At 60.3% G+C, this 20,146-nt stretch carries 17 protein-coding genes; 9 read left to right on the top strand and 8 right to left on the bottom strand.

Annotated elements, in window-relative coordinates; all coding sequences use genetic code 11:
* The first annotated feature begins 77 nt into the window (after positions 1 to 77).
* Positions 78 to 1,079, top strand: coding sequence for a glycosyltransferase family 2 protein (locus GVL52_RS19695; RefSeq protein ID WP_160010259.1), 1,002 nt, complete (start codon positions 78 to 80; stop codon positions 1,077 to 1,079).
* A gap of 5 nt (positions 1,080 to 1,084) precedes the next feature.
* Here the strand turns inward: GVL52_RS19695 and GVL52_RS19690 are convergent, their stop codons facing one another.
* Entirely contained in the window at positions 1,085 to 2,044 is a 960-nt protein-coding gene (locus GVL52_RS19690; RefSeq protein WP_160010257.1) for a glycosyltransferase, read from the bottom strand.
* 513 nt (positions 2,045 to 2,557) lie between these two features.
* On the opposite strand from GVL52_RS19690, the gene GVL52_RS19685 reads away from it, so the two are divergent.
* From GVL52_RS19685 to GVL52_RS19660, 6 genes are all read left to right on the top strand, one after another.
* Entirely contained in the window at positions 2,558 to 3,679 is a 1,122-nt protein-coding gene (locus tag GVL52_RS19685) for an acyltransferase (RefSeq protein WP_160010255.1), read from the top strand.
* Positions 3,680 to 3,682: 3 nt separating this feature from the next.
* Positions 3,683 to 4,477, top strand: coding sequence for a family 16 glycosylhydrolase (locus GVL52_RS19680; protein WP_160010253.1), 795 nt, complete (start codon positions 3,683 to 3,685; stop codon positions 4,475 to 4,477).
* Between the two features lie 1,244 nt (positions 4,478 to 5,721).
* Positions 5,722 to 6,720 (top strand): glycosyltransferase family 2 protein, encoded by a 999-nt coding sequence (locus tag GVL52_RS30445; RefSeq protein ID WP_200847863.1) that lies wholly within the window; start codon positions 5,722 to 5,724, stop codon positions 6,718 to 6,720.
* On the top strand, positions 6,717 to 7,643 hold the full coding sequence (locus GVL52_RS19670; RefSeq protein WP_160010249.1) for a glycosyltransferase family 2 protein: 927 nt from the start codon (positions 6,717 to 6,719) through the stop codon (positions 7,641 to 7,643). The genes GVL52_RS30445 and GVL52_RS19670 overlap by 4 nt, the downstream gene beginning before the upstream one ends.
* Positions 7,640 to 8,647, top strand: coding sequence for a glycosyltransferase family 2 protein (locus GVL52_RS19665; protein ID WP_160010247.1), 1,008 nt, complete (start codon positions 7,640 to 7,642; stop codon positions 8,645 to 8,647). The genes GVL52_RS19670 and GVL52_RS19665 overlap by 4 nt, the downstream gene beginning before the upstream one ends.
* Before the next feature lie 4 nt (positions 8,648 to 8,651).
* Entirely contained in the window at positions 8,652 to 11,009 is a 2,358-nt protein-coding gene (locus GVL52_RS19660; protein ID WP_160010245.1) for a polysaccharide biosynthesis tyrosine autokinase, read from the top strand.
* Here the strand turns inward: GVL52_RS19660 and GVL52_RS19655 are convergent, their stop codons facing one another.
* The 5 genes from GVL52_RS19655 to GVL52_RS19635 form a co-directional block, all read right to left on the bottom strand.
* The gene (locus tag GVL52_RS19655) at positions 11,010 to 11,747 is read right to left on the bottom strand and encodes a metallophosphoesterase family protein (RefSeq protein WP_160010243.1); all 738 of its coding nucleotides are present in this window, start codon (positions 11,745 to 11,747) and stop codon (positions 11,010 to 11,012) included.
* A gap of 337 nt (positions 11,748 to 12,084) precedes the next feature.
* Complete coding sequence (locus GVL52_RS19650) at positions 12,085 to 12,546, bottom strand: Rrf2 family transcriptional regulator (RefSeq protein ID WP_160010241.1); 462 nt, start codon at positions 12,544 to 12,546, stop codon at positions 12,085 to 12,087.
* A gap of 238 nt (positions 12,547 to 12,784) precedes the next feature.
* Positions 12,785 to 12,988 carry a hypothetical protein gene (locus GVL52_RS19645; protein ID WP_160010239.1) on the bottom strand — a complete coding sequence of 68 codons (204 nt, stop codon included), beginning with the start codon at positions 12,986 to 12,988 and terminating at the stop codon, positions 12,785 to 12,787.
* Between the two features lie 56 nt (positions 12,989 to 13,044).
* Entirely contained in the window at positions 13,045 to 13,263 is a 219-nt protein-coding gene (locus GVL52_RS19640) for a hypothetical protein (RefSeq protein ID WP_244619236.1), read from the bottom strand.
* Between the two features lie 63 nt (positions 13,264 to 13,326).
* Entirely contained in the window at positions 13,327 to 15,378 is a 2,052-nt protein-coding gene (locus tag GVL52_RS19635; protein WP_160010237.1) for an NAD(+) synthase, read from the bottom strand.
* 267 nt (positions 15,379 to 15,645) lie between these two features.
* Between GVL52_RS19635 and GVL52_RS19630 the strand changes: the two genes are divergently transcribed.
* Together GVL52_RS19630 and GVL52_RS19625 are read left to right on the top strand one after the other, a co-directional pair.
* Entirely contained in the window at positions 15,646 to 16,746 is a 1,101-nt protein-coding gene (locus GVL52_RS19630) for an NAD/NADP transhydrogenase subunit alpha (protein ID WP_160010235.1), read from the top strand.
* A gap of 343 nt (positions 16,747 to 17,089) precedes the next feature.
* A complete protein-coding gene (locus GVL52_RS19625; RefSeq protein WP_160010233.1) occupies positions 17,090 to 18,130 on the top strand; it encodes a porin in 1,041 nt (346 codons plus the stop codon).
* A gap of 160 nt (positions 18,131 to 18,290) precedes the next feature.
* Here the strand turns inward: GVL52_RS19625 and GVL52_RS19620 are convergent, their stop codons facing one another.
* Both GVL52_RS19620 and GVL52_RS19615 read right to left on the bottom strand, forming a co-directional pair.
* Positions 18,291 to 18,779, bottom strand: a complete 489-nt coding sequence (locus tag GVL52_RS19620) for an Rrf2 family transcriptional regulator (RefSeq protein WP_160010231.1) — start codon at positions 18,777 to 18,779, stop codon at positions 18,291 to 18,293.
* A 162-nt stretch (positions 18,780 to 18,941) separates the two neighbouring features.
* Positions 18,942 to 19,970, bottom strand: coding sequence for a CorA family divalent cation transporter (locus tag GVL52_RS19615; protein ID WP_160010229.1), 1,029 nt, complete (start codon positions 19,968 to 19,970; stop codon positions 18,942 to 18,944).
* Positions 19,971 to 20,146: the final 176 nt, after the last annotated feature.

Raw genomic sequence — 20,146 nt, 5'->3', positions numbered from 1 at the left:
AACATCATGTGAAGCGCCATACGTTGTCTGCCGCGCTGCAACGTCCTAGGTCTTGGGCGAAACAACGGAGGTAGAGCGTGGCTGAAACAGCTAGCATATGCGTCATCATCGCTGCCAAGAATGCAGCCGATACCATTGAAACCGCTGTCGTATCAGCACTTCGCGAGCCGGAAGTGTCGGAGGTCGTGGTCGTCGATGACGGATCGAGCGATTCCACGGCGGATGCCGCCAGGGGCGGCGATGACGGAAGCGGCAGGCTGAAAATCGCCCGGTTCGAGCAGAACAAGGGGCCATCCGCGGCCCGCAACCATGCCATCGACATATCCTCGGCACCTCTGATTGCGATCCTCGATGCCGACGATTTCTTCTTCGCCGGCCGCTTCGCCCGGATGCTGGCCGAGGACGACTGGGAATTCGTGGCCGACAACATAGCCTTTGTCGATGCCGGCACGGTGACAGAGGCGCCGCAGAGGCTGGACCACTTCGCAGCGAACCCAATGTTCCTCGATCTTGCAGGCTTCGTCGATGGCAACATTTCCAAACCCGGCGTGCGGCGCGGCGAGATCGGCTTCCTGAAGCCCATCATGCGGCGCAGCTTTCTCGACAGGCATAAACTGAGATACCGCGAAGACATGCGCCTCGGTGAGGATTACGATCTCTACATCCGCGCCCTGGCGCTCGGCGCGCGCTACAAGGTGATCCACAGCTGCGGCTATGGCGCCGTCGTGCGTGGCGATTCCCTCAGCGGCAGCCATCGCACCGAAGACCTTCGCCGCCTCTACGAGGCAGACCGGGCATTGCTCAAAGGCTTCGACCTGAAGCCGCTGGCGGCAGACGCCGTGCGCCGGCACGAGCAGCATGTCCGCGGCAAATACGAGTTGCGTCGCTTCCTCGACATCAAGAAGCAGTCGGGATCAGGTGCGGCAATCGCCCATGTCGCGGCGCACCTCTCAGCCTTCCCGGCAATTGCGTCAGGTATCCTGTCCGACAAGACCGAGCGCTGGCGCAATCCGGCAGGTGTGGCGGTCACCGCGCAGGGTGACCGCTTGAGATATCTTCTCGAGGCACCGGCGAAATAGGCCGGTTACTTGACGATTTTTCCCGCCATCAACTGCAGGGCGCTCTGGATCAGCCGCGGATCCTGAACCAGCCAGCGCGCCAACAAACCAAACTCGGGGCGTTGGCGCCGCTTGATCTGGCCGACCTGCCCCCAGAGCGCCTGCTTTCGCGCCTTGTTCTTGTGCTCCCTGATGATGGCGACCTCGCGCGGTCTCGACGCGAAGCGGCTCTCGAGCCTGTCGAGCGCCATCCAGGTGATGAACTGCTGCTTGAGATATTCCGGCGAGGCGTTGTCGACACCGTGGAAGATGTTGACCCCTTCCCCGCGCAAAGCGCCGGCATCGGCGCATAGCAGCACCTGTTTGGCCGCCATCATGCAGTCGCAGAAGAACAACACGTCTTCGGCCGCCAGCCGCAGCGCGGCATCAAACCGGATGGTCGCGATCAGCGGCCGGCCGATCACCATGCAGGACATGTGCAGGAAAGCCCAATCGTCGAGCATGACGCCGGCGATATCAGGCACGTCGAGAACGACAGGCGCCTCCATCAGCCGCCGCGCGCCGTTGATCTTCTCCAGCGCCGCGATGCCGAAGTGATAGCCGAACTCCTCGCCGCCCTCGATTGATGCCCAGTAGCAATCGCCACCCAGCGCATCCATCGCCGTCAGCGCATTCTTCAGATGATCGACAGTCCAGAAATCGTCGGAATCGAGAAACGCCACATACCGGGTTTCTGCTGGAACATGATCGAGGCCGGTGTTGCGGGCACCACCGGGGCCGGCATTGACCTGGCGTACCACGGTGATCCGCGCCCGCTGTTCATCGCTGAGCGGCGCAAGTTCGCTTGCCGCCGCATAGGGCGACTGATCGTCGACGACAATGATATCGAAATCCTGAAAGCTCTGCGAGAAGGCCGACGCAAGCGCCCGCCGGAGAATGCCGTCATCCCGCTGGTAGAACGGAATGATGATCGTGAAGGTCGCCATACTCTCTCCTTGAGAGGTTCGAATTGGTGCTTCGCTGCGTCGTGCTGCACTGCAAAACTATCAGGGTCACTTGGGCCGAAATTTGTCAAAGTTGATAGGATAAACAACAAGCGACGACAAATCCCCAAGCGGTTCATTCTGAGCCAAATCGCCCCATTTCAGCCATATTGGGCACTTCGGCAACGCCTCACACTGTAACATTTCTCGCCCGCCAATAAAAAACTTCGTGCGCAAACGCCGCCGATTATCCCTAAGCCGGTGAATATAATCATCTTCTGGAATGCACTGGCTATGCTGACTTTCGGGCCGGACAAGAACACTCAAACCGCGCATTTTCGACGCTTCGTTACGGCAAGTAGTAACTGTCACGAACCGAGACCACCGATCACTTTTGCTGCACTGCCATATTTTCTTCCGTGAATTCGCCCTAACTTCCATCGCTGCGGGCTCGAGTCTGCTCTGATTGAAACGGCTGCAAAGGGGAGATGTGGCCCAAAAGGGGTGACTGATAACGTGAATGTTGATGCCAATGTATCCTCACGGATCAACCTTATGCGGATTGTGCTCATCTCGGGCATCGTCTTCGTACACATACCATTCGATGGCGCAAACAGCCCCTTCAACGGGACTTACGGCACATTTGACTGGATAAGGGTATTTCTGGCGGAGGCGCTGTTCCGGGTCGGCGTACCCTGTTTGAGCGCGATCTCCGGCTACCTGCTGTTTCGCGGCGGGTTAGAAAACTTCAGCTATCTCAAGACCGTGCGCAACAAGTCGCAAACGGTCCTTTTGCCGTTCCTGCTGTGGAACGGGGCGTTTTTCCTCGCGGTTCTGGTGGCTCTCGGCCTCGGCCTCGGCGAAGGCTATGTGCCGAGCCCCTGGCAGGCCTCGGCTCGAGAACTGATGACGCAACTCTTTGCCGCGGAAGACTTCCCGATCAACGTGCCGCTTTACTTCCTGCGCGACCTCTTCGTCTGCATCCTGCTGTCGCCGCTTTTGGCATGGCTGGTCAGCCGGGTACCGCTGTTGACGCTGGCTGTGCTGCTTGTGCTTTCAGTGATACCTGAGGCCTCGCTCTACATTGTCCTCAAGCGCTCGATCCTGTTTAGCTTCAGCCTCGGCATCTATATCGGCTTGAACAAGATCGATGTGAAAGCGCTCGACCGCTACGCTCCTCTGGGAACGGCATTGCTGCTCGGCAGCTGCGCGGTGCTGGCAACCGCCATCTACATGACCGGGCCGAGCCTACCGGATTGGGTTCAGTTGCTGCGCAATACCCTCGCAATCGTCGGCGCCCTTGGTTTTTGGCTTCTGTCTGCTTCGCTGATCAAGACGCAGCTCGGACAGCGCCTTTCCAAAACCGGCAGCCTCAGCTTCTGGATCTTTTGTGGCCACTATCCGCTGCTGATTTTTCTCTGGATTGTCTGGGGCAAGACAGGCGTTGATGCCTATCCGCTGTTCTTTGTGCTCTCCCTCCTTGTCCTATTCCCGGTGCTTGCGGTTTCCAACGGCCTCTGCCGCAGGATCACCCCGCGCCTCTACGCCGTCCTGACCGGCGGGCGAACCAAGAAACAACTCGATATGCGGGCCCCGGGCCACGCAATCTCCTCCAAACTCATCTCACAGCAAAGGTGACACATGACGACCAAAATCGCCCATGCGCGAAAACTTTGCCACACACTCGGCCTCTTCGGCACCCTCGTGGTTGGCGCCTCTTCCGCGGTTGCCCAGCAGACCCCGGGCACTTCTTTCGTCGAGAACTTCGACAAGCTCGATCGCAGCGTCTGGTACGTCTCCGACGGCTGGAACAACGGCGCCCATCAGAACTGCACCTGGTCGAAAAACCAGGTCAATGTCGATGGCGGCGTATTGCATCTGTCCTTCACCGACGGACAGTCGAAGGATCGCAAATACCTCTGCGGCGAAATCCAGACAAAGAAGCGTTACGGCTTCGGCACCTATGAAGCCCGCATGAAGGCGGCGACCGGCTCAGGCCTGAACTCCGCCTTCTTCACCTACATCGGCCCGAGCGACAAGAAGGACCATGACGAGATCGACTTCGAGGTGCTGGGCAAGAATGTCGCTGAAGTGCAGGTCAACCAGTACATCAAGGCCAAGGGCGGCAATGAGAAGCTCGTCCCCGTCGGCAGCAAGGCCGATGACGGGTTCAATGACTATGCCTTCGTCTGGGAGCCCGGCCGCCTGCGCTACTACCTGAACGGCAAGCTGGTCCAGGACGTCACCGACCCGTCGAAGATCCCGACCAACCAGCAGAAGATCTTCTTCAGCCTGTGGGGCTCCGACACCATGCCGGGCTGGATGGGCAAATTCTCATACACCCAGCCGACAACGCTGGACATCGAGCGGGTCGCCTACACGGCACCTGGCGACAAGTGCCAGTTCCCTGAATCGATCGCATGTACGCTCAACTAGGCGAAGCCGCAGGCTCGCAACGGAGAAGGAATTCCATGCTCAAAGTCCTCTATCTCGTGCACGATCTGGCAGACCCCGCCGTAAGGCGCCGTGTGCTGATGCTGCGCGAGGGCGGCGCAGACGTGACGCTCGCCGGCTTTCGCCGGGGAGAAAATCGCCTTGCCGAGGTGCATGGAGTAATCCCGATCGAACTCGGGCGCACGGCGGACGCCAAGTTCGCACAGCGGATGGGCGCCGTCGCCAAGGCAATGACCGGGCTGAAGGGCCTCTTGAAGGGCGTTGCCAAACCCGACGTCATCATTGGTCGCAATCTCGAGGCATTGGCCGTCGCCGATCGCGCCAATGCGCTGTTCGGCGGCGACGTCCCCGTCGTCTACGAGTGCCTGGATATTCATCGCCTGCTGTCACGCGATGATCTGCTCGGCAAGGTGATGCGTGGCGCCGAAGCGCGTTTCGGTCGCAACGCCCGCCTGATCATGACCAGCTCCCCGGCCTTCATCGAGCATCATTTCGCACTGAAATCCGGCATCAAGGCGGACATGCTGCTGATCGAAAACAAGGTCATTGCCATTGACGAGGTCGCGATCCAGCCATCGATCGGCCGGCCTTTGAGGCAACCCGGCCAGCCCTGGAAAATCGGCTGGTTCGGTGCCCTGCGCTGCCGCAAGTCTCTCAAGCTTCTGGCCGATTTCTCCCGCCTTATGGAAGGCCGGGTCGAGATCGTGCTCCGCGGTCGCCCTGCCTATTCGGAATTCGAGGATTTCGATGGCTTCGTGCGCGACGAACCCTATCTCAGCTTTGCCGGCCCCTACCGCAACCCCGAGGATCTCAGGGCGATCTACGACGACGTGCATTTCTCCTGGGCGATCGATTTCTTCGAAGAGGGACTGAATTCGAGCTGGCTTCTGCCTAACCGGCTCTACGAAGGTTGTCTTTACGGCACCGTTCCGATCGCACTGGAAGGAACGCAGACTGCGCGCTTCCTGAGCGAAAAAAACATCGGCGTTGCTCTTGGCGAGGCCAGCCCTGTCGGGCTGCAGGCTCTGTTCGAGACAATGACCGACGAGCGGCACAGCGCGCTCGGCGCCGCAGTCGCCGCAACCGACCAAAAGACCTGGCTTGCCGACCGAAGCGACTGCAAAGCGCTGGTCGATAGCCTTTCCCGCCTTGTCCCTGTGGTCGCCGCGAGAGGCGAAACCGGCACATCCGTGACTGAAACCGTATCTCAACAAGGGTGGACACCCATGAAGCCTGATGTCTGTAGCAACGTCTCCAGTCTGATCATCATTCCCTGCCTGAACGAAGAAAAGCACATCGAGCCCCTGCTCGGGAAACTGAGCCAGGAACTCGATCATGTGAACGCCAAGATCGTCGTTGCTGACGGCGGCAGCAAGGATGCGACGCGCGAGATCGTCGCGCGCATCAGCATGGCCGATCCGCGCATCGTCCTGCTCGACAATCCCCGCCGGCTGCAGAGCGCCGCCACCAATCTGGCGGTGGCCACCTTCGGCCGCGACTACGATTACCTGATCCGCATCGACGCCCATGGCGACTACCCGGCCGACTACTGCAGCCGTCTCGTCGAGGAAGCCGTGGAAACGCAGGCCGACTCCGTGGTCGTGGCGATGGAAACCGTCGGCTTCGGCATGTTCCAGAAGGCGACTGCCTTTGCCCAGAATTCCAAGCTCGGCAACGGCGGCTCCAAGCATCGCGAAGGCGCCAAGGGCCACTGGACCAACCATGGCCACCACGCGCTGATGCGCATCGCGGCATTCGAGACCGTCGGCGGCTATGACGAAACCTTCAGTCACAACGAAGATGCCGAACTTGACTATCGCCTGAAGCAGGCCGGTTTCGGCATCTGGATGACCGATAAGACCCGCATGGTCTATTATCCGCGCTCCAGCGTCAGCACGCTGTTCCGGCAGTATCTCGGCTATGGCCGCGGCCGCGCCAAGAACATTCTGAAGCATGGCAGCATGCCGAATGTCCGCCAGATGCTACCGCTTCTGGTCGTTCCCGTCTTCATCGGCGCCTTCCTTGCCGTGCTCAACTGGGCAGCCGTCATCCCGTTCAGCCTCTGGGCGGTCGCCTGCGTCGGTTACGGTTTCTGGATGGCCATCGGCCAGCGCAATCCCTATGGGCCGCTGGCGGCACTGTCGGCCATGGTCATGCATTTCGCCTGGTCGGCCGGGTTTTGGATGGAACTTCTGAGCTTCCGCGGCAGAAAGGTGGCCTCATGAGCCAGCAGAAACAATTGCAGATCGATATCGGCATTTGCACGTACCGCCGCGCGACGCTTGATGAAGCGCTTCTGTCTCTTGCCGTACTGGAGGTTCCAGCCGGCGCCAGACTGCGCATCATCGTCGCCGACAACGACAAGACGCCGAGCGCCAGAGAGCGTGTGGAAGCCTTACGTCCACGGATCGCCCATGAAATCGCCTATGTGCATTGCCCGGCCTCGAACATCTCGATCGCCCGCAATGCCTGCCTCGAGAACGCGACCGGCGATTTCCTCGCCTACATCGATGACGACGAGGACGCCAGCGAAGACTGGCTGGTTGAACTCCTCGCCACGGCACGATCAACCAAGGCAGATGCCGTCCTCGGTCCGGTCCGCAGCGTCTATGCGGACACAGCACCGGAATGGATGCGGGTCGGTGATTTCCACTCGACGCTGCCCGTCTGGGTCGGCGGCGAGATCCGCACCGGCTACACCTGCAATGTGCTGCTCCGCCTGGCCTCCCCATCTGTCGCCGGCCGTCGCTTCAACCTGGCTCTCGGCCATACCGGCGGCGAGGACACGGAATTCTTCAGCCACATGCACGAGGCCGGTGGCAAGATCGCCTTTGCCGAGAAAGCCTATGTCTACGAACCTGTTACCGAAAACCGCGCCGATCTGAACTGGCTCGCCAAGCGCCGGTTCCGTTTCGGCCAGACGCACGGGCGCCTTTTGCAGGCAAAAGGCAACGGCCTCAACCGGGTGAAGCAGATCGGTCTCGCCTCTGCCAAGGCCGGCTTCTGCTATGCGGCGGCGTTGGCCTGCCTATTGTCTCCGGTCCCCCGCTATCGCTATGGCCTTCGCGGCGTCATGCATTCCGGCGTCGTCAGCGGGCTGCTCGGCGTCAGCGAACTCCGCCTGTACGCAACGACGGAGGCCGCATGAAGCAAAACATGCCCGACGTCAGCTTCATCATCGCCGCCTATAACGCGGCGGCGACGCTCTCAAAGGCGATCGACAGTGCGCTCGCGCAGCGCGGCGTGTCGGTCGAGGTGATCGTCGCAGATGACTGCTCGGCGGATGACACGAAGGCGATTGCGCAGGGCTATGCCGACAGGAACGTTCGCCTGCTGGCACTTCCCCGCAATGGTGGCCCGTCCGCGGCGAGAAACGCCGCAATCTCGGCTGCCACAGGTCGTTGGCTGGCAGTGCTCGATTCCGACGACGCCGTCGATCCCGACAGGCTGCAGCGCATGATTGCCCGCGCTGAAAAGTCAGGCGCCGAGATCGCCGTCGATAATCTCCGCGTCATCAGAACAGACGGCACGCCTGCTGAGACAATGTTTGCCGAGACGGCCTTGGCCGAGATGCCGCAGTTGACGCTTCCCGCCTTCATCCGCTCCAATGCCCTTTTTCAAACCACCCATAATTTCGGCTATCTCAAGCCGATCTTCCAGCGCGCCTTCATCGAGCGCCATGCCCTACGCTTCGATGAAGCCCTGAAGATCGGCGAAGACTATGTGTTTCTGGCCAGCGCCATGGCGCTCGGCGGCCGCTGCGTCTTCGAGCCTGCCGCCGGCTACGACTATCATATTCGCGACGGCTCGATTTCCCGCGTTCTCGCGCTTCACCACATCGACGCCATGATCGAAGGGGATAAGGCATTCCTTCGCAAACACACGCTGGATGCAGAGGCAGCGGCCGCCCAGGAATTCCGGGCAAAAAGCCTCCGTCGGGGAAGAGCCTTCCTCGTTCTCGTCCAGAACATCAAAGACCGGTCGATCCTCGGAACGATCAGAACAGCCTGGGGCAACCCGTCCGCCGTGGGGCATCTGAGCATGCCCATCGCCGCACGGGTCAATCGCGCATTTGCGCCGCTCCGCAAACTGATTGGCCCACAGGCCGACCTCACAGCCATCGATGGCGCGACCCGTTCCCGCAAAGGATAGAGCCATGAACCAACGGAACCTCACCTTGCACAGCACTCTGCCAAAAGCGCCCGACGACTCCGATTCCTTCATCGATATCGATCGCCTGATCGCAATCCTGATGCGCCGCGTTGGCTCGATTGCGCTGTGCGTCGGGGCAATGGTCACGCTGGCCGCGATCTATCTGCTGTTCTCCACGTCGCAATACACGTCGATGACACAGATCCTGCTCGATGACAGCATGACCAAATATGCGCAGGACGCAGCGCCGGTGGCCAATTCCCAGCAGGTCGATATGCAGATCGCCAGCGCCGTCGAAATCCTGAAGTCCAACGAATTGGCACTTCGCGTCGTCGATGCCGAAAAGCTGCAGGACAACAGCAGCATTCTCGATCCGCCTGCCTCGCCGGTCGGTCTCGTCAAGTCGGGTGTCAAGCTGCTTGTCAGCGCCGTGCTTCCGGGCCACGCCCCGGTGTCGGAAGATGAAGCCCGCGCCGGACGCCGCCAGAAGGCGGCAGCCCTGATCCAGGATGCGCTGACGGTATCGCGCGTCAATCGAAGCGCCGTTCTCGCCGTTTCGTTCCGCTCCACCGACCGCCTCCTGGCAGCCCGCATCACCAAGGCTTTTGCGACCGCCTATCTGAGCGATCAATTGAACGCCAATTTCGATGCCACCGAGAGCGCCTCCGTCTGGTTGCAACAGCGGTTGACCGATCTGCGCGGACGCTCGCAGCAGGCAGCACTCGAAGTCGCCAACTTCAAGGCGCAGAACGGCCTCACCTCCGCCAATGGCGAACTGATGTCGGAACAGCAACTCGCCGATCTCACCAAGCAGCTGATCGTTGCCCAGGGGGATGCCGCAAGCACGTCGGCACGCTACAACCAGTTCAAGTCGATCGTCGATCTCGGCCCTGACGGCGCCGTCAACAACGCTGCCATCTCATCCGGCCAGACCAACAACACGGTCATCCAGGACCTGCGCACACGCTACATCAATGTCAGCAAGCGCGAACAGGAAGTCACCACCAATTTCGGTGCAGACCATCCGCAGGCTGTCGCGCTGCGCACGGAAAAGCAGGATCTGACCGGTCAGATCTACCAGGAACTGCAGCAACTGACCGCGAACGCCCGCAACGAGTACGAAGTCGCCCGTTCGCGCGAAACGTCGCTCCGCCAGAACATCGACCATCTGACCGGCAAGAACTCCGAAGCGGACAAGTCGATCGTCCAGCTGAACGATCTCGAACAGCGCGCAACGGCACTGAAGACACTCTATGAATCCTATCTCGGCAAGTACGAGGAAGCAGCACAGCAGCAGTCCTTCCCAATCGCCAAGGCACGCGTGATCTCCGAAGCCGGCGTGCCGGTTTCGCCATCCAGCCCGAAGAAGACGATGACACTTGGCCTTGCCATTGTCCTCGGCCTGATGGCCGGCGGCGGCCTCGTCGTGTTTCAGGAGTTCCGTGAACGCTTCTTCCGCGTTGAAAGCGATGTCCGCACCATCCTCGGCCTGAAGTTTCTCGGCTACCTGCCGCTCGTCGGCAAGCAGCCACGCGAACGAAAGATCTTCCGCAACCCGAGCCAGCTTCCTCAGGAGGGCGCCAGCCCGGCCTATGACGAAGGCGACACTTTTGAGCGCATCATGCGCGTGGTTCTCGAAGCGCCGCGTTCGGTCTTTGCAGAAACGCTGCGCAACGCCAAGCTTGCCAGCGACGTGATGTTCCAGGGCCGTTCGGACCGCGTGATCGGTGTCGTCTCGGCGATGCCGGGCGAAGGCAAGTCCACGACCGCCGCCAACTTCGCGGCCCTGCTCGCCTCGAGCGGCAAGCGCACGCTGCTCATCGACGCCGACCTTCGCAACCCCGGCCTGACCCGCATGCTGAAAAAGCCACCGCAGGCCGGCCTGGTCGAAGCCGTGCTCGGCGAGGTTCCGTGGGCAAGTGCCGTCAAGGTCGATCCGGCCACCAAGCTGGCCATCCTGCCGGTTCTGTCCAATGATCACCTGATGCACACCAGCGAACTTCTGGCATCGCAGGGCATGTTCAACCTGATGGAAAATGCCCGCAAGATGTTCGATTACATCGTCGTCGACCTTGCGCCGCTCGGACCTGTCATCGACGCCAAGGCCTTCGCGCCGCAGGTGGACGGCTTCCTGTTCGTCGCCGAATGGGGATCGACACCGACCAACGTGGTGCGCGACGTCCTCAACGCAGAACCACAGATCAAGCAGAAGATCCTCGGCGTGATCCTCAACAAGACCGACATGGCGGAACTTGGAAAGTTCACCAGCTTCGGCGGCACGGAACGCTATCGCCAGAAGTATGCAAGCTACTACACCGAGGAAACGCCGAAGGTCCGGCAGCCGGCCGAAGCCGGCACCTGATCAGGTCGAGAACAGATGAACCTGCCCGCGCCAAAGCCGCGCAACAGTCAGCCTGTTGCTGCGGAAGGCGCCGGTGTCGAGGTTCAGCCTTCTGTCATGAACGCCGGGCCATTCGACCGGCGTATGGCCGTGAACGACGAGCTTCGGCAGTTGCACGCGGCTATCGAAAAACCGCTGGCGAATGAAGACCAGGTCTTCGTCGCTCTGGTTCATGATCGGCCGCGATGGATCGATGCCGGCATGCACGAAAAGAACGTCGGGCGTGTCGGCCATGATCGGCAACGTACGCAGAAAATCGAGATGCGGCCTCGGTAGCGACTGGCGGATAAAGGCATCGAGCTTGCTTGCCGACGGAAAAACCAGCGGCAACTGGGCCGGATCGAGGCCATAGGAACGCAGAAGCGCATCGGCACCCATCTGCATCCAGTCGCCGAAGGAAATCAGGCCGTCGATATAGTCGAGCATCATGATCTCGTGATTGCCGGTCAGGCAGATGCGGTCGAAATCCGGCGGTGGCGGCGCCATCAGATGCGAAATGACCTGCGCCGAGGATGGCCCTCGATCGATGTAGTCGCCCAGAGTGACAATGAGCTTGCGCCCTGGCAACCGGGCTGCGTTGTCGATGATCGAGCGTTCGGCCTGCTGCAGCAAATCGAGCCTGCCGTGGATGTCGCCGATTGCATAGATCGGCATGTCACCGGGATCGAATTGGAGCCGCGTACGGGCGTTGGACGCCATCTATTACCTCACGTTGGTTCATATCTCGAGCAGAAGGTCACGCCTTGCACCGAGCATGCGGCATTCCCGCCTGCATTGCCCAACCGGGCAATAAAATCTCAATAGCACCGTCATTTCGGAAAAAACATGCGCCATCTTCGCACAGCGGCCCCATAACAGCCACGCCCACAAACGGATGCAGCCCAGTCCGCGTGGCCCGGCTTCGGATCGGGAAGGGAAGGACATCGACGCACCCTTGCGTTGCCCCTCCCCAGATCCGGAGAATTGTCTGCCACTGGCGAAAAGCGGAGTGAATTAGCGTCCGGCAATCTTGATCGATGCAGCCGTATTGAGGTTGCTAGGCGACCGACATCGGCAGTGTTTCTTCGGATTCGACCAGCGTCTTGCCGGATACGACGAACTGCTCGAGCGTCATGTTGTCGAGAATGTCAGCGATCGCATCTCTGACATTGGTCATCGACCGTCGCACCTGACAGGTCTCCGGATCGGAACAGTCGTCGCAGGCCTCGAACGCCGTACGGCTGGCGCAGCGGATCGGCGCGAGCGGACCGTCGAGCGTGCGGATCACGTGGCCGATGCGGATATCGGATGCCGGGCGAGACAGCGAATAGCCCCCTCCCGGACCCTTCTTCGACCGAAGGATGCCGACATTGCGCAGTTCGAGCAGGATCGTGTCGAGAAACTTTTTCGGAATGTTGTTGCGTGCAGCAACGTCATTGATGAAGGCTGTTTCGCCCGGAGCCAGCCGAGCCAGATCAACCAGCGCCTTCAGGCCGTATTTTCCTTTTTTTGTCAGCATTTTTGATTGCCCTGCAAGCGCTGCGTTCCATCCCCAATCAACCACCCAATAGTCCCAAAACTGACAACGCACAACAAATAGCTAGAATTTGTATGCTTTATGCGTGAGCCGTGTCGTTCGAGCCGCATATCCGGCCTTGCTCGCCACCAGAACGCATGGCAACGCTCATTCGTCTCCGGCGCCTGCACAAAATAGCGGCGAGGACATACCCTCACGGGATTGCCGCCGCCGGCTCGCCTCAACCGCTGGAACCCGGATTTGGCCCACCGCTTTTGAATACCACCAATGCCAGAACGATCATGGCCACGACAAAGACAGCCGCACCCAGCAGCGCCCAGACGGAAAGCCGCCGACCTTCGCTGAGCATCACTTCTTCCTCGGCATCGTACCGATTGGCTTTGCCGATCGCTCCCTTGTCCGGGCCGTCTTCCTTGCCTGCCATGCCCCTGTCTCCAGCGATTGTCTGCAGCCATTGTCTCTTCGGATCGCACCGACGCGTCAGATCAGAGGATCGCGCCCCTCTGCGAGGCTGCGGTTCAGTTCGTCGGCAATGTCCCGTGCGTCCACTTGTGTCAAACCGATGAGATCACGCCCATTGCTTGCCGCCGGAAGCGAGGTCAGCGTATCCACGATCGTCCAGCGGTCCGGCCCATCGCGCCGGATCTCGTAACGTTGCAGTTCGTCGGAACGGTCGCATGTCAAAATCAGTTCCCCCACGGAGCCAGTGCCTGAATATCTGTCCTGCACATCCGGTTCGGCAAGGTTGCAAAGCCGATCCGGTCAGTCCGCTGCGTCAGGCACGTTTGCCTTCAGTTCCTTCAGCCATACCCGCGCATTGCCATCCGAAGGCGCTCGCCAGTCTCCACGCGGAGAAAGCGATCCGCCCGATGTCACCTTTGGTCCGTTTGGTGACGCCGAGCGCTTGAACTGGCTGATCGTGAAGAAGCGAAACAGGAAGACCTCCATCCACGTCTTGATCACAGGCAGATCGAAACTGCGGCGCTTGTCGTCAGGGAAATGCGGCGGCCAGACGCCGGTATCCACATTCCTCCAGGCGCTATAGGCAAGGAACGCCACCTTCGACGGGCGCAAACCGAAGCGTGTCGTATAAAACAAGGCGAAGTCATGCAGATCATAAGGTCCGATCTTGTCTTCCGTACTCTGCATCACGCCGTTTTCGTCTGCCGGAACCAATTCGGGAGAGATCAGCGTGCCGAGAATGCGTTCCATCGTCGCCTTCGCATCCACATCGAAATCGCCGGTGCGGATCACCCAGCGGATCAGATGCTGGATCAGCGTCTTCGGCACCGACGCATTGACATTGTAATGGCTCATCTGATCGCCGACGCCATAGGTCGACCAACCCAACCCGATCTCCGAGAGGTCGCCGGTGCCAAGCACAATCGCATTGCGCTGATTGGCGGCGCGAAACAGGAAGTCGGTGCGCAAGCCGGCCTGAACGTTTTCGAACGTGGTGTCGTAGATCGGCTCGCCGCCCGCGAACGGATGCTTGAGATCCCGAAGCAGTTGCAGCGCAAGCGGCTTTATGTCCACTTCCTCGGCCGTCACGCCGATGCTGCGCATCAGCGCCCAGGCGTTCGACTTGGTCTCGTCGCCAGTGGCAAAGCCGGGCATGGTGAAGCACAGGATATCCGCCCGCGGCCAACCGAGCTTGTCGAAGGCGCGCGCAGCCACCAGCAGCGCGTGGGTGGAATCAAGCCCGCCCGAGATACCCAGGCAAAGCCGCCTGATGCCGGTGGAATTCAGACGCTTCATCAGGCCTTGCACCTGGATATTGAAGGTCTCGTAGCAATCCTGATCGAGCCTGCTCGCATCGGCGGGAACGAACGGGAAGCGGGCGACATCGCGCTTGAGACCGATATCGCCTTCCGGCGCCTTGAACGCGAAACCGATACGCCGGAATTCGCGGCCCGGGATCAGGTTGAGCGTCGCGGCATCGTTGAACGTACCGGTGCGCAGCCGCTCCAGCCGCAGCCGCTCGAGGTCGATATCGGCAACGCACATCTGCGATGTGGTCGGGAAGCGCTCGGTTTCGCAAAGCATCTCGCCCAGTTCGTAGACACAGGCCTGCCCATCCCAGGCAAGATCGGTGGTCGATTCGCCCGGCCCGGCGGCCGAATAGATATAGGCCGACAGCGTGCGCGCCGATTGCGAAGCGCACAGCAGCTTGCGTGTTTCTGCCTTGCCGACGGTCACGTTGCTGGCCGACAGGTTGGTCAGGATGAGTGCACCGGCCAACGCACCGAGATCACTCGGCGGAGACGGTGCCCACACATCTTCGCAGATCTCGATATGGAAGACGAAATCCGCCCGGTCTTCGGCGGCAAAGATCATGTCGATCCCGAACGGTACTGTCTCGCCGGCAAGCTTGATGGTCTGCCCGCGCACGGTCCGGCCGGAGGCAAACCAGCGCTTCTCGTAAAACTCCCGGTAGTTCGGCAGATGCACCTTGGGCACGACGCCGAGAATGCGTCCGGCGTGAATGGCGATCGCGCAATTATAAAGCCGGCCCTCGCTCTGCAGCGGCGCGCCGACCAGAAGAACCGGCGTGAGGTCGCGGCTCGCGACGACGATCTCGGCAATGGCCGCATCGACAGCCTTCAGCAAGGCATCCTGGCCGAGCAGATCGTCGATCGAGTAACCTGAAATCCCGAGTTCGGGAAAGACCATCAGGCCGACGCCCTGCGCGTGGCCCTCGCGCGCCATGGCAAGCGTGGCGTTCGTGTTGAAATCAGGATCACCGATCTCGCAGATCGGCGTGCAAGCCGCAACGCGGACAAATCCCTGATCATAAACCGAATAGAAATTCACAAATGCCTCCAGCAGCCAAGCGCTTCGCAGAGATCATTACATCCAAATGCGCCGGCGCAAAACCGCATCTCACCGCAACTTGGCGCTCGAATACGTCAATCATTGCAAACTCTAGGACAGGCACTCAATTGAAATATCACCCAAGGTTGCATATCAACAGAATATAACGCCGATGTCGGTAAAAAATTACAAAACTGTCATAAAACTATGGAAGATACCCCCTATATCGGCCCGCAGACCTATCGATTCTCCTCTACAGAGCCTTGAATGCCCCACCAAACCCACGTCCACGCTGGACTGCTCCGGGAAACCTTTCCCGGCGAGTGTCGCGTTGCTTTGACGCCGGAGGATGTGGGTCGGTTGGCTCGGCGCATGGCCGTGAGCTTCGAGCCGGAATGCGGCGCTGCTGCCGGTTATGACGACGAAGCCTACATCGCCGCCGGCGCAAGGCCCGCTGCACTCGAAAGCATTGCTGCCGACTGTACCGTCGTGGTCAGCGTGCGCCGACCGCAGACCGGCATTGCCTTCGCAAGAGCTGTGGCACTTGTCTTCCTCGGCCAACCGGCTGATGTGCCGGCCGGCCTTCGCGCCAGCGGCACGGCCGCCCTGGAACTTGATCTCCGCAGACTTGAGGGCGTGGCAGACGCCGGCAGCATGGACGTTGCAACGGCCCAGGCGACGATCACGGGTCACGCCGCGGTCCTGGAAGGCATCCGCCAGCTTGGCGTCGGACATCCGATGCTGGTCATGGACGGAAACCTCGTCCGGCCGCTGCGCATGGCAACCGTCGGCGCAGATGCCGCTGCCCTTCAGGCAATCGCAACGGCAAGGCGCCTCGGCGCCCTCACCCACGCCTGCGGCTTCGGCGATCATGATCGCAACAAGGTCGAAAGGCTCGGCGCCAAATATATCGCGATGGACCCCACACTGTTGCGCCAGACGATGCCGTCTTCCATCTCCGAGCAGGCAGATCTGCGCCAGCAGCTGGCGAGCCGACTGGCCCAGATGCAGCTCGTCGTCACAAGCGTCCGTGGGGCCGGCCAAGACGCGCCGGTTCTCATCGATGAGCAAACGCTGGCGACGCTGTCACCAGGCACCGTCGTCATCGACCTTGCGGCCGCTTACGGCGGCAATTGCTCGATGACGTCGATCGGCCGGTCGGTCACAAGTAATGCCGTCCGGGTTCTTGGTTCGACTACCTTTGCGAGTGGCGAATCAAACAAAGCCAGCCGGCTGTTCAGCGAAGGCGTAAGCGCGCTTCTGGAGCGCCTGACCGGCAACGACGGCCGGTTTTTGCTCGACGGGCAGGACATGATGATAAGCCACCTGGCCGGCTGGCGAATCGATACGACAAGCATGGCGTCCTGAACACAATCACGGCGTGAACGAAGCATAATATTGCACTGCAGCACAACCAAGGGGCGCCACCCCTGCAATGACATTGCATTGAGAATACTGGATTTTTTCACCAGCTATCTCATCGGCCGACCTGAACCGGACGCAAGAGTTGCCTTTCTGCAACACCCCGATTTTGCATCGCAAATAAAACGAATTATGACTGTATCTGTAATTGATACATTCTTACCAAAATGTAATCTCACCTCACGGGAACACCAACGTCTCCCGTGAGGGCTTGTTTGACTATTGGGGTAGGTAGAGCCGTTTTCGGCAATGATGACCTGTGCCCAATCCACATAGATTGGACTCAACTATGAATATTAGAATGATGCTCATCAGCTCGGCAGCGGCTCTGGCAGCCGTATCGGGCGCCCAGGCTGCCGACGCTATCGTCGCTGCAGAACCAGAAGCTGTCGAATATGTTCGCGTTTGCGATGCATACGGCACTGGCTACTTCTACATTCCCGGCACCGAAACCTGCCTGAAGATCAGCGGTTACATCCGCGTACAGGGCAATGCAGGTCCGAACGCCAGCGTAACGAATGGCAACGGCAGCACTGTCTCCAACCGTTCGGATTGGGACATGTACACCCGCGGCCAGGTTCAGTTCACCGCCAAGAGCGACACCGAATACGGCCCGCTCACCGGCGTTATCGTCATGCAGACCAATGCTGACAACGCTTCCTCGCAGGCAGCAATCCTCGACTCCGCCTACATCGACATCGCCGGCATCCGCGCTGGTCTGTTCTACAGCTGGTGGGACGATGGCCTCTCCGGCGAAACCGACGATATCGGTTCGAGCGTAACGCTCCACAACTCGCTGCGTTACCAGTACGAAGCTGAAGGCTTCTACGCTGGCATCAGCGTCGATGAGCTGGAAGACAGCTACTACAAGACCGGCGAAACCGCCAACAACGTTGGCGTTGCTGTTGGCCTCGGCGGCAAGGCTGGCGTGTTCACGTACCAGGTAACTGCCGGCTACGACACCGACAACGAAGAAGGCGCTGTTCGCGCCATGGGTACGGTCGCAATCGGACCTGGCACCCTCGGCCTCGCAGGCGTTTACTCCAGCGGCCCGAATGCCTACTACCAGAAGTCGGAATGGGCTCTTGCTGCTGAATACGCAATCAAGGCTACCGACAAGCTGAAGATCACGCCTGCTGTACAGTATTACGGCAACTACGGCATCGTTGCTGGCGACTTCAACAGCGACAACGACGCCTGGAAGGTCGGCCTGACAGTCGATTACCAGATCGTTGACAACTTCTACGCCAAGGCAACCGTAAACTACATCGACCCGGACAACGGCAGCGATGTAACTTCGGGCTTCTTCCGCCTGCAGCGCGCATTCTAATAAACGATCGGGCGCCGCTCGCACCGGGCATTGCTCTTTCGAGCAGTGCAAGGCCTGAGCGGCGCCCGAACGGAATGCTTCTGATCAGATTGACCTCCGATCAGTGTCGTGGAGGGTGGCACGGTTTCCCTGCCGGGCCCCCTTTACTTTGTAGGGTTTCTTATTCCGCCGCGTGGCGTTGACTGTCTGCGGACGGTTCGCCGTCAGCGGCCTTGTGCTTTTCCACGTCGAGACGACGCAGTTCGGTCAAGCTGTCCTCGATGGTGACCGACCCCAATAGATCGACCACGGCCTGCTCGGCCCGATCGCAGAGATACTCCGAGAGATCGCCGATATTCTCGCCGACGAGGCCTTCGTGCGGAATCTCATGGCGTGTCGCCCAAAGCTTTCTCGCACCTGTCACCGAAGCATAGATCTCGCTCAGCAGAATCTCGCCGGCAGGGCGTGCCAGGTGAATGCCACCCTTCCCGCCGGTCGAAGAGACCAGAATGTGGTTTTCCGACAGCGGCAGCAGCAGCTTTCGGACAAAGCTCGCATTGGAATCCAGTCCCTCGGCGAGAGACTGGCTTGTGGTGCGCAATCCCGTCTCATCATTGAGCGCGACGCTCACGACAATCTGGATCGCAGTTGAAAAACGAGTATCGATCATACGATAGTCAGCCTTAATATCAGGAACAGGCACGCGGGACAGGCGATGCGCAACCCGGCGCTTGCAACGTTAGATGGTCTGATATTTCCCCTCGAAAACAGTTGTCAATGCAGCCTTGGCGAGATCACGCGTGTTTGATGAGCGCTGACCCGTCTTTTCGATCTATAGCCAGCCGATGCGGCGAAGGGCCCAAAGTGTCGCAACCGACGTCACGGTCACGAATGCGACGATGACGACAAACGCCCAGGTATCGTTCACCCCGGGAATGCCGCCGACGTTCATCCCGAACAGGCCAGCCACCACGCTGGGCGGCAGCAGCAACGCCGCAAGTGCCGCCAAGCGATTGGAATTGCGGGCAATTTTCTCGCTGATCACGGTCGACAAGTCATCATGAAGAATGCCGGTGCGGTCGCGGATCGCGTCGAGGTACTCGATGAAGCGCATCAGTTTGTCGATCACCTCGCGCAGGCGCAGCTTGTCGCGCTCGATCAGCCACGGCGCATCGTCATGCTCGATCCGGTTCAGCGCATCGCGCTGTGGTGCCAGATAGCGCCTGAGCTGTACGGATCGCCGCCGAAGCAACTTTAGCCGCTCGCGCACTTCGCTCGCCTCGCCATGAAAGATCATCTCGTCGAGTTCATCGACCTCCTCGTCCATTGCATCGAGAACCGGCTCGAGATCGCGCACCAGCTTTTCGCCGATCAGCGCCAGAAGATCGCCGCTGCGGTGCGGCCCCTTGCCTTTTTCGAGGGCTGCACGGATGTCGCGAAGCGCGGTGATGTAGTGGCCGCTATCGCGCAGGGAAACGACACGGTCGGCATCGACCCACAGGTGCAGCGGCACGAGATCGATCTCCGGCCCGGGCTCCATCGCCTCTTCGGGAGACGTCGCGCAGACCCCGCGCAGAATGATCAGCAATCCGTCCTCGACCGGTTCGACCCGCGGCCGCGTTTCCTCTTCCAGCAGCGCCTCGGCCACGAAGCTGTCGAACCGCCCCTCCTTGTTGACCCAGGTCGCCGCGGCCGGATGATCCCGCTCCAGATGCAGCCATATCACCCCGTCCCCCGGCTTCCATACACAGACGCCCGCCATGTCGATCTGCTTGCAGCCGCCGCGCCCGTCGAGCAGCAGCGCAAAGCGTATTCCCGGTTCGACACCATAGCTTGCCATAGGCGTATTCACAGTCTTCATTGCCACCACGGGACCATCAAAAGTGCGGGAAATACAGTCAGCTGTCCGAATATTAGAACCGACTCTATCAGGTCGCCGAAAAGGCGCAATGTCGCGCCGCCTGCCTGCAGCCCGTCTCGGCCCGCGTAGCCGGTGAAGCGAACGCGAGCCTGGAAAATCGCTCACCCGGTCACCTG

Origin of the sequence: Rhizobium sp. 18055 (assembly GCF_902706285.1) — a bacterium.
Classification (GTDB): domain Bacteria; phylum Pseudomonadota; class Alphaproteobacteria; order Rhizobiales; family Rhizobiaceae; genus Rhizobium.
The sequence above is the reverse complement of the archived record's forward strand: the minus strand, read 5'-3'. Positions and strand labels throughout refer to the sequence as shown.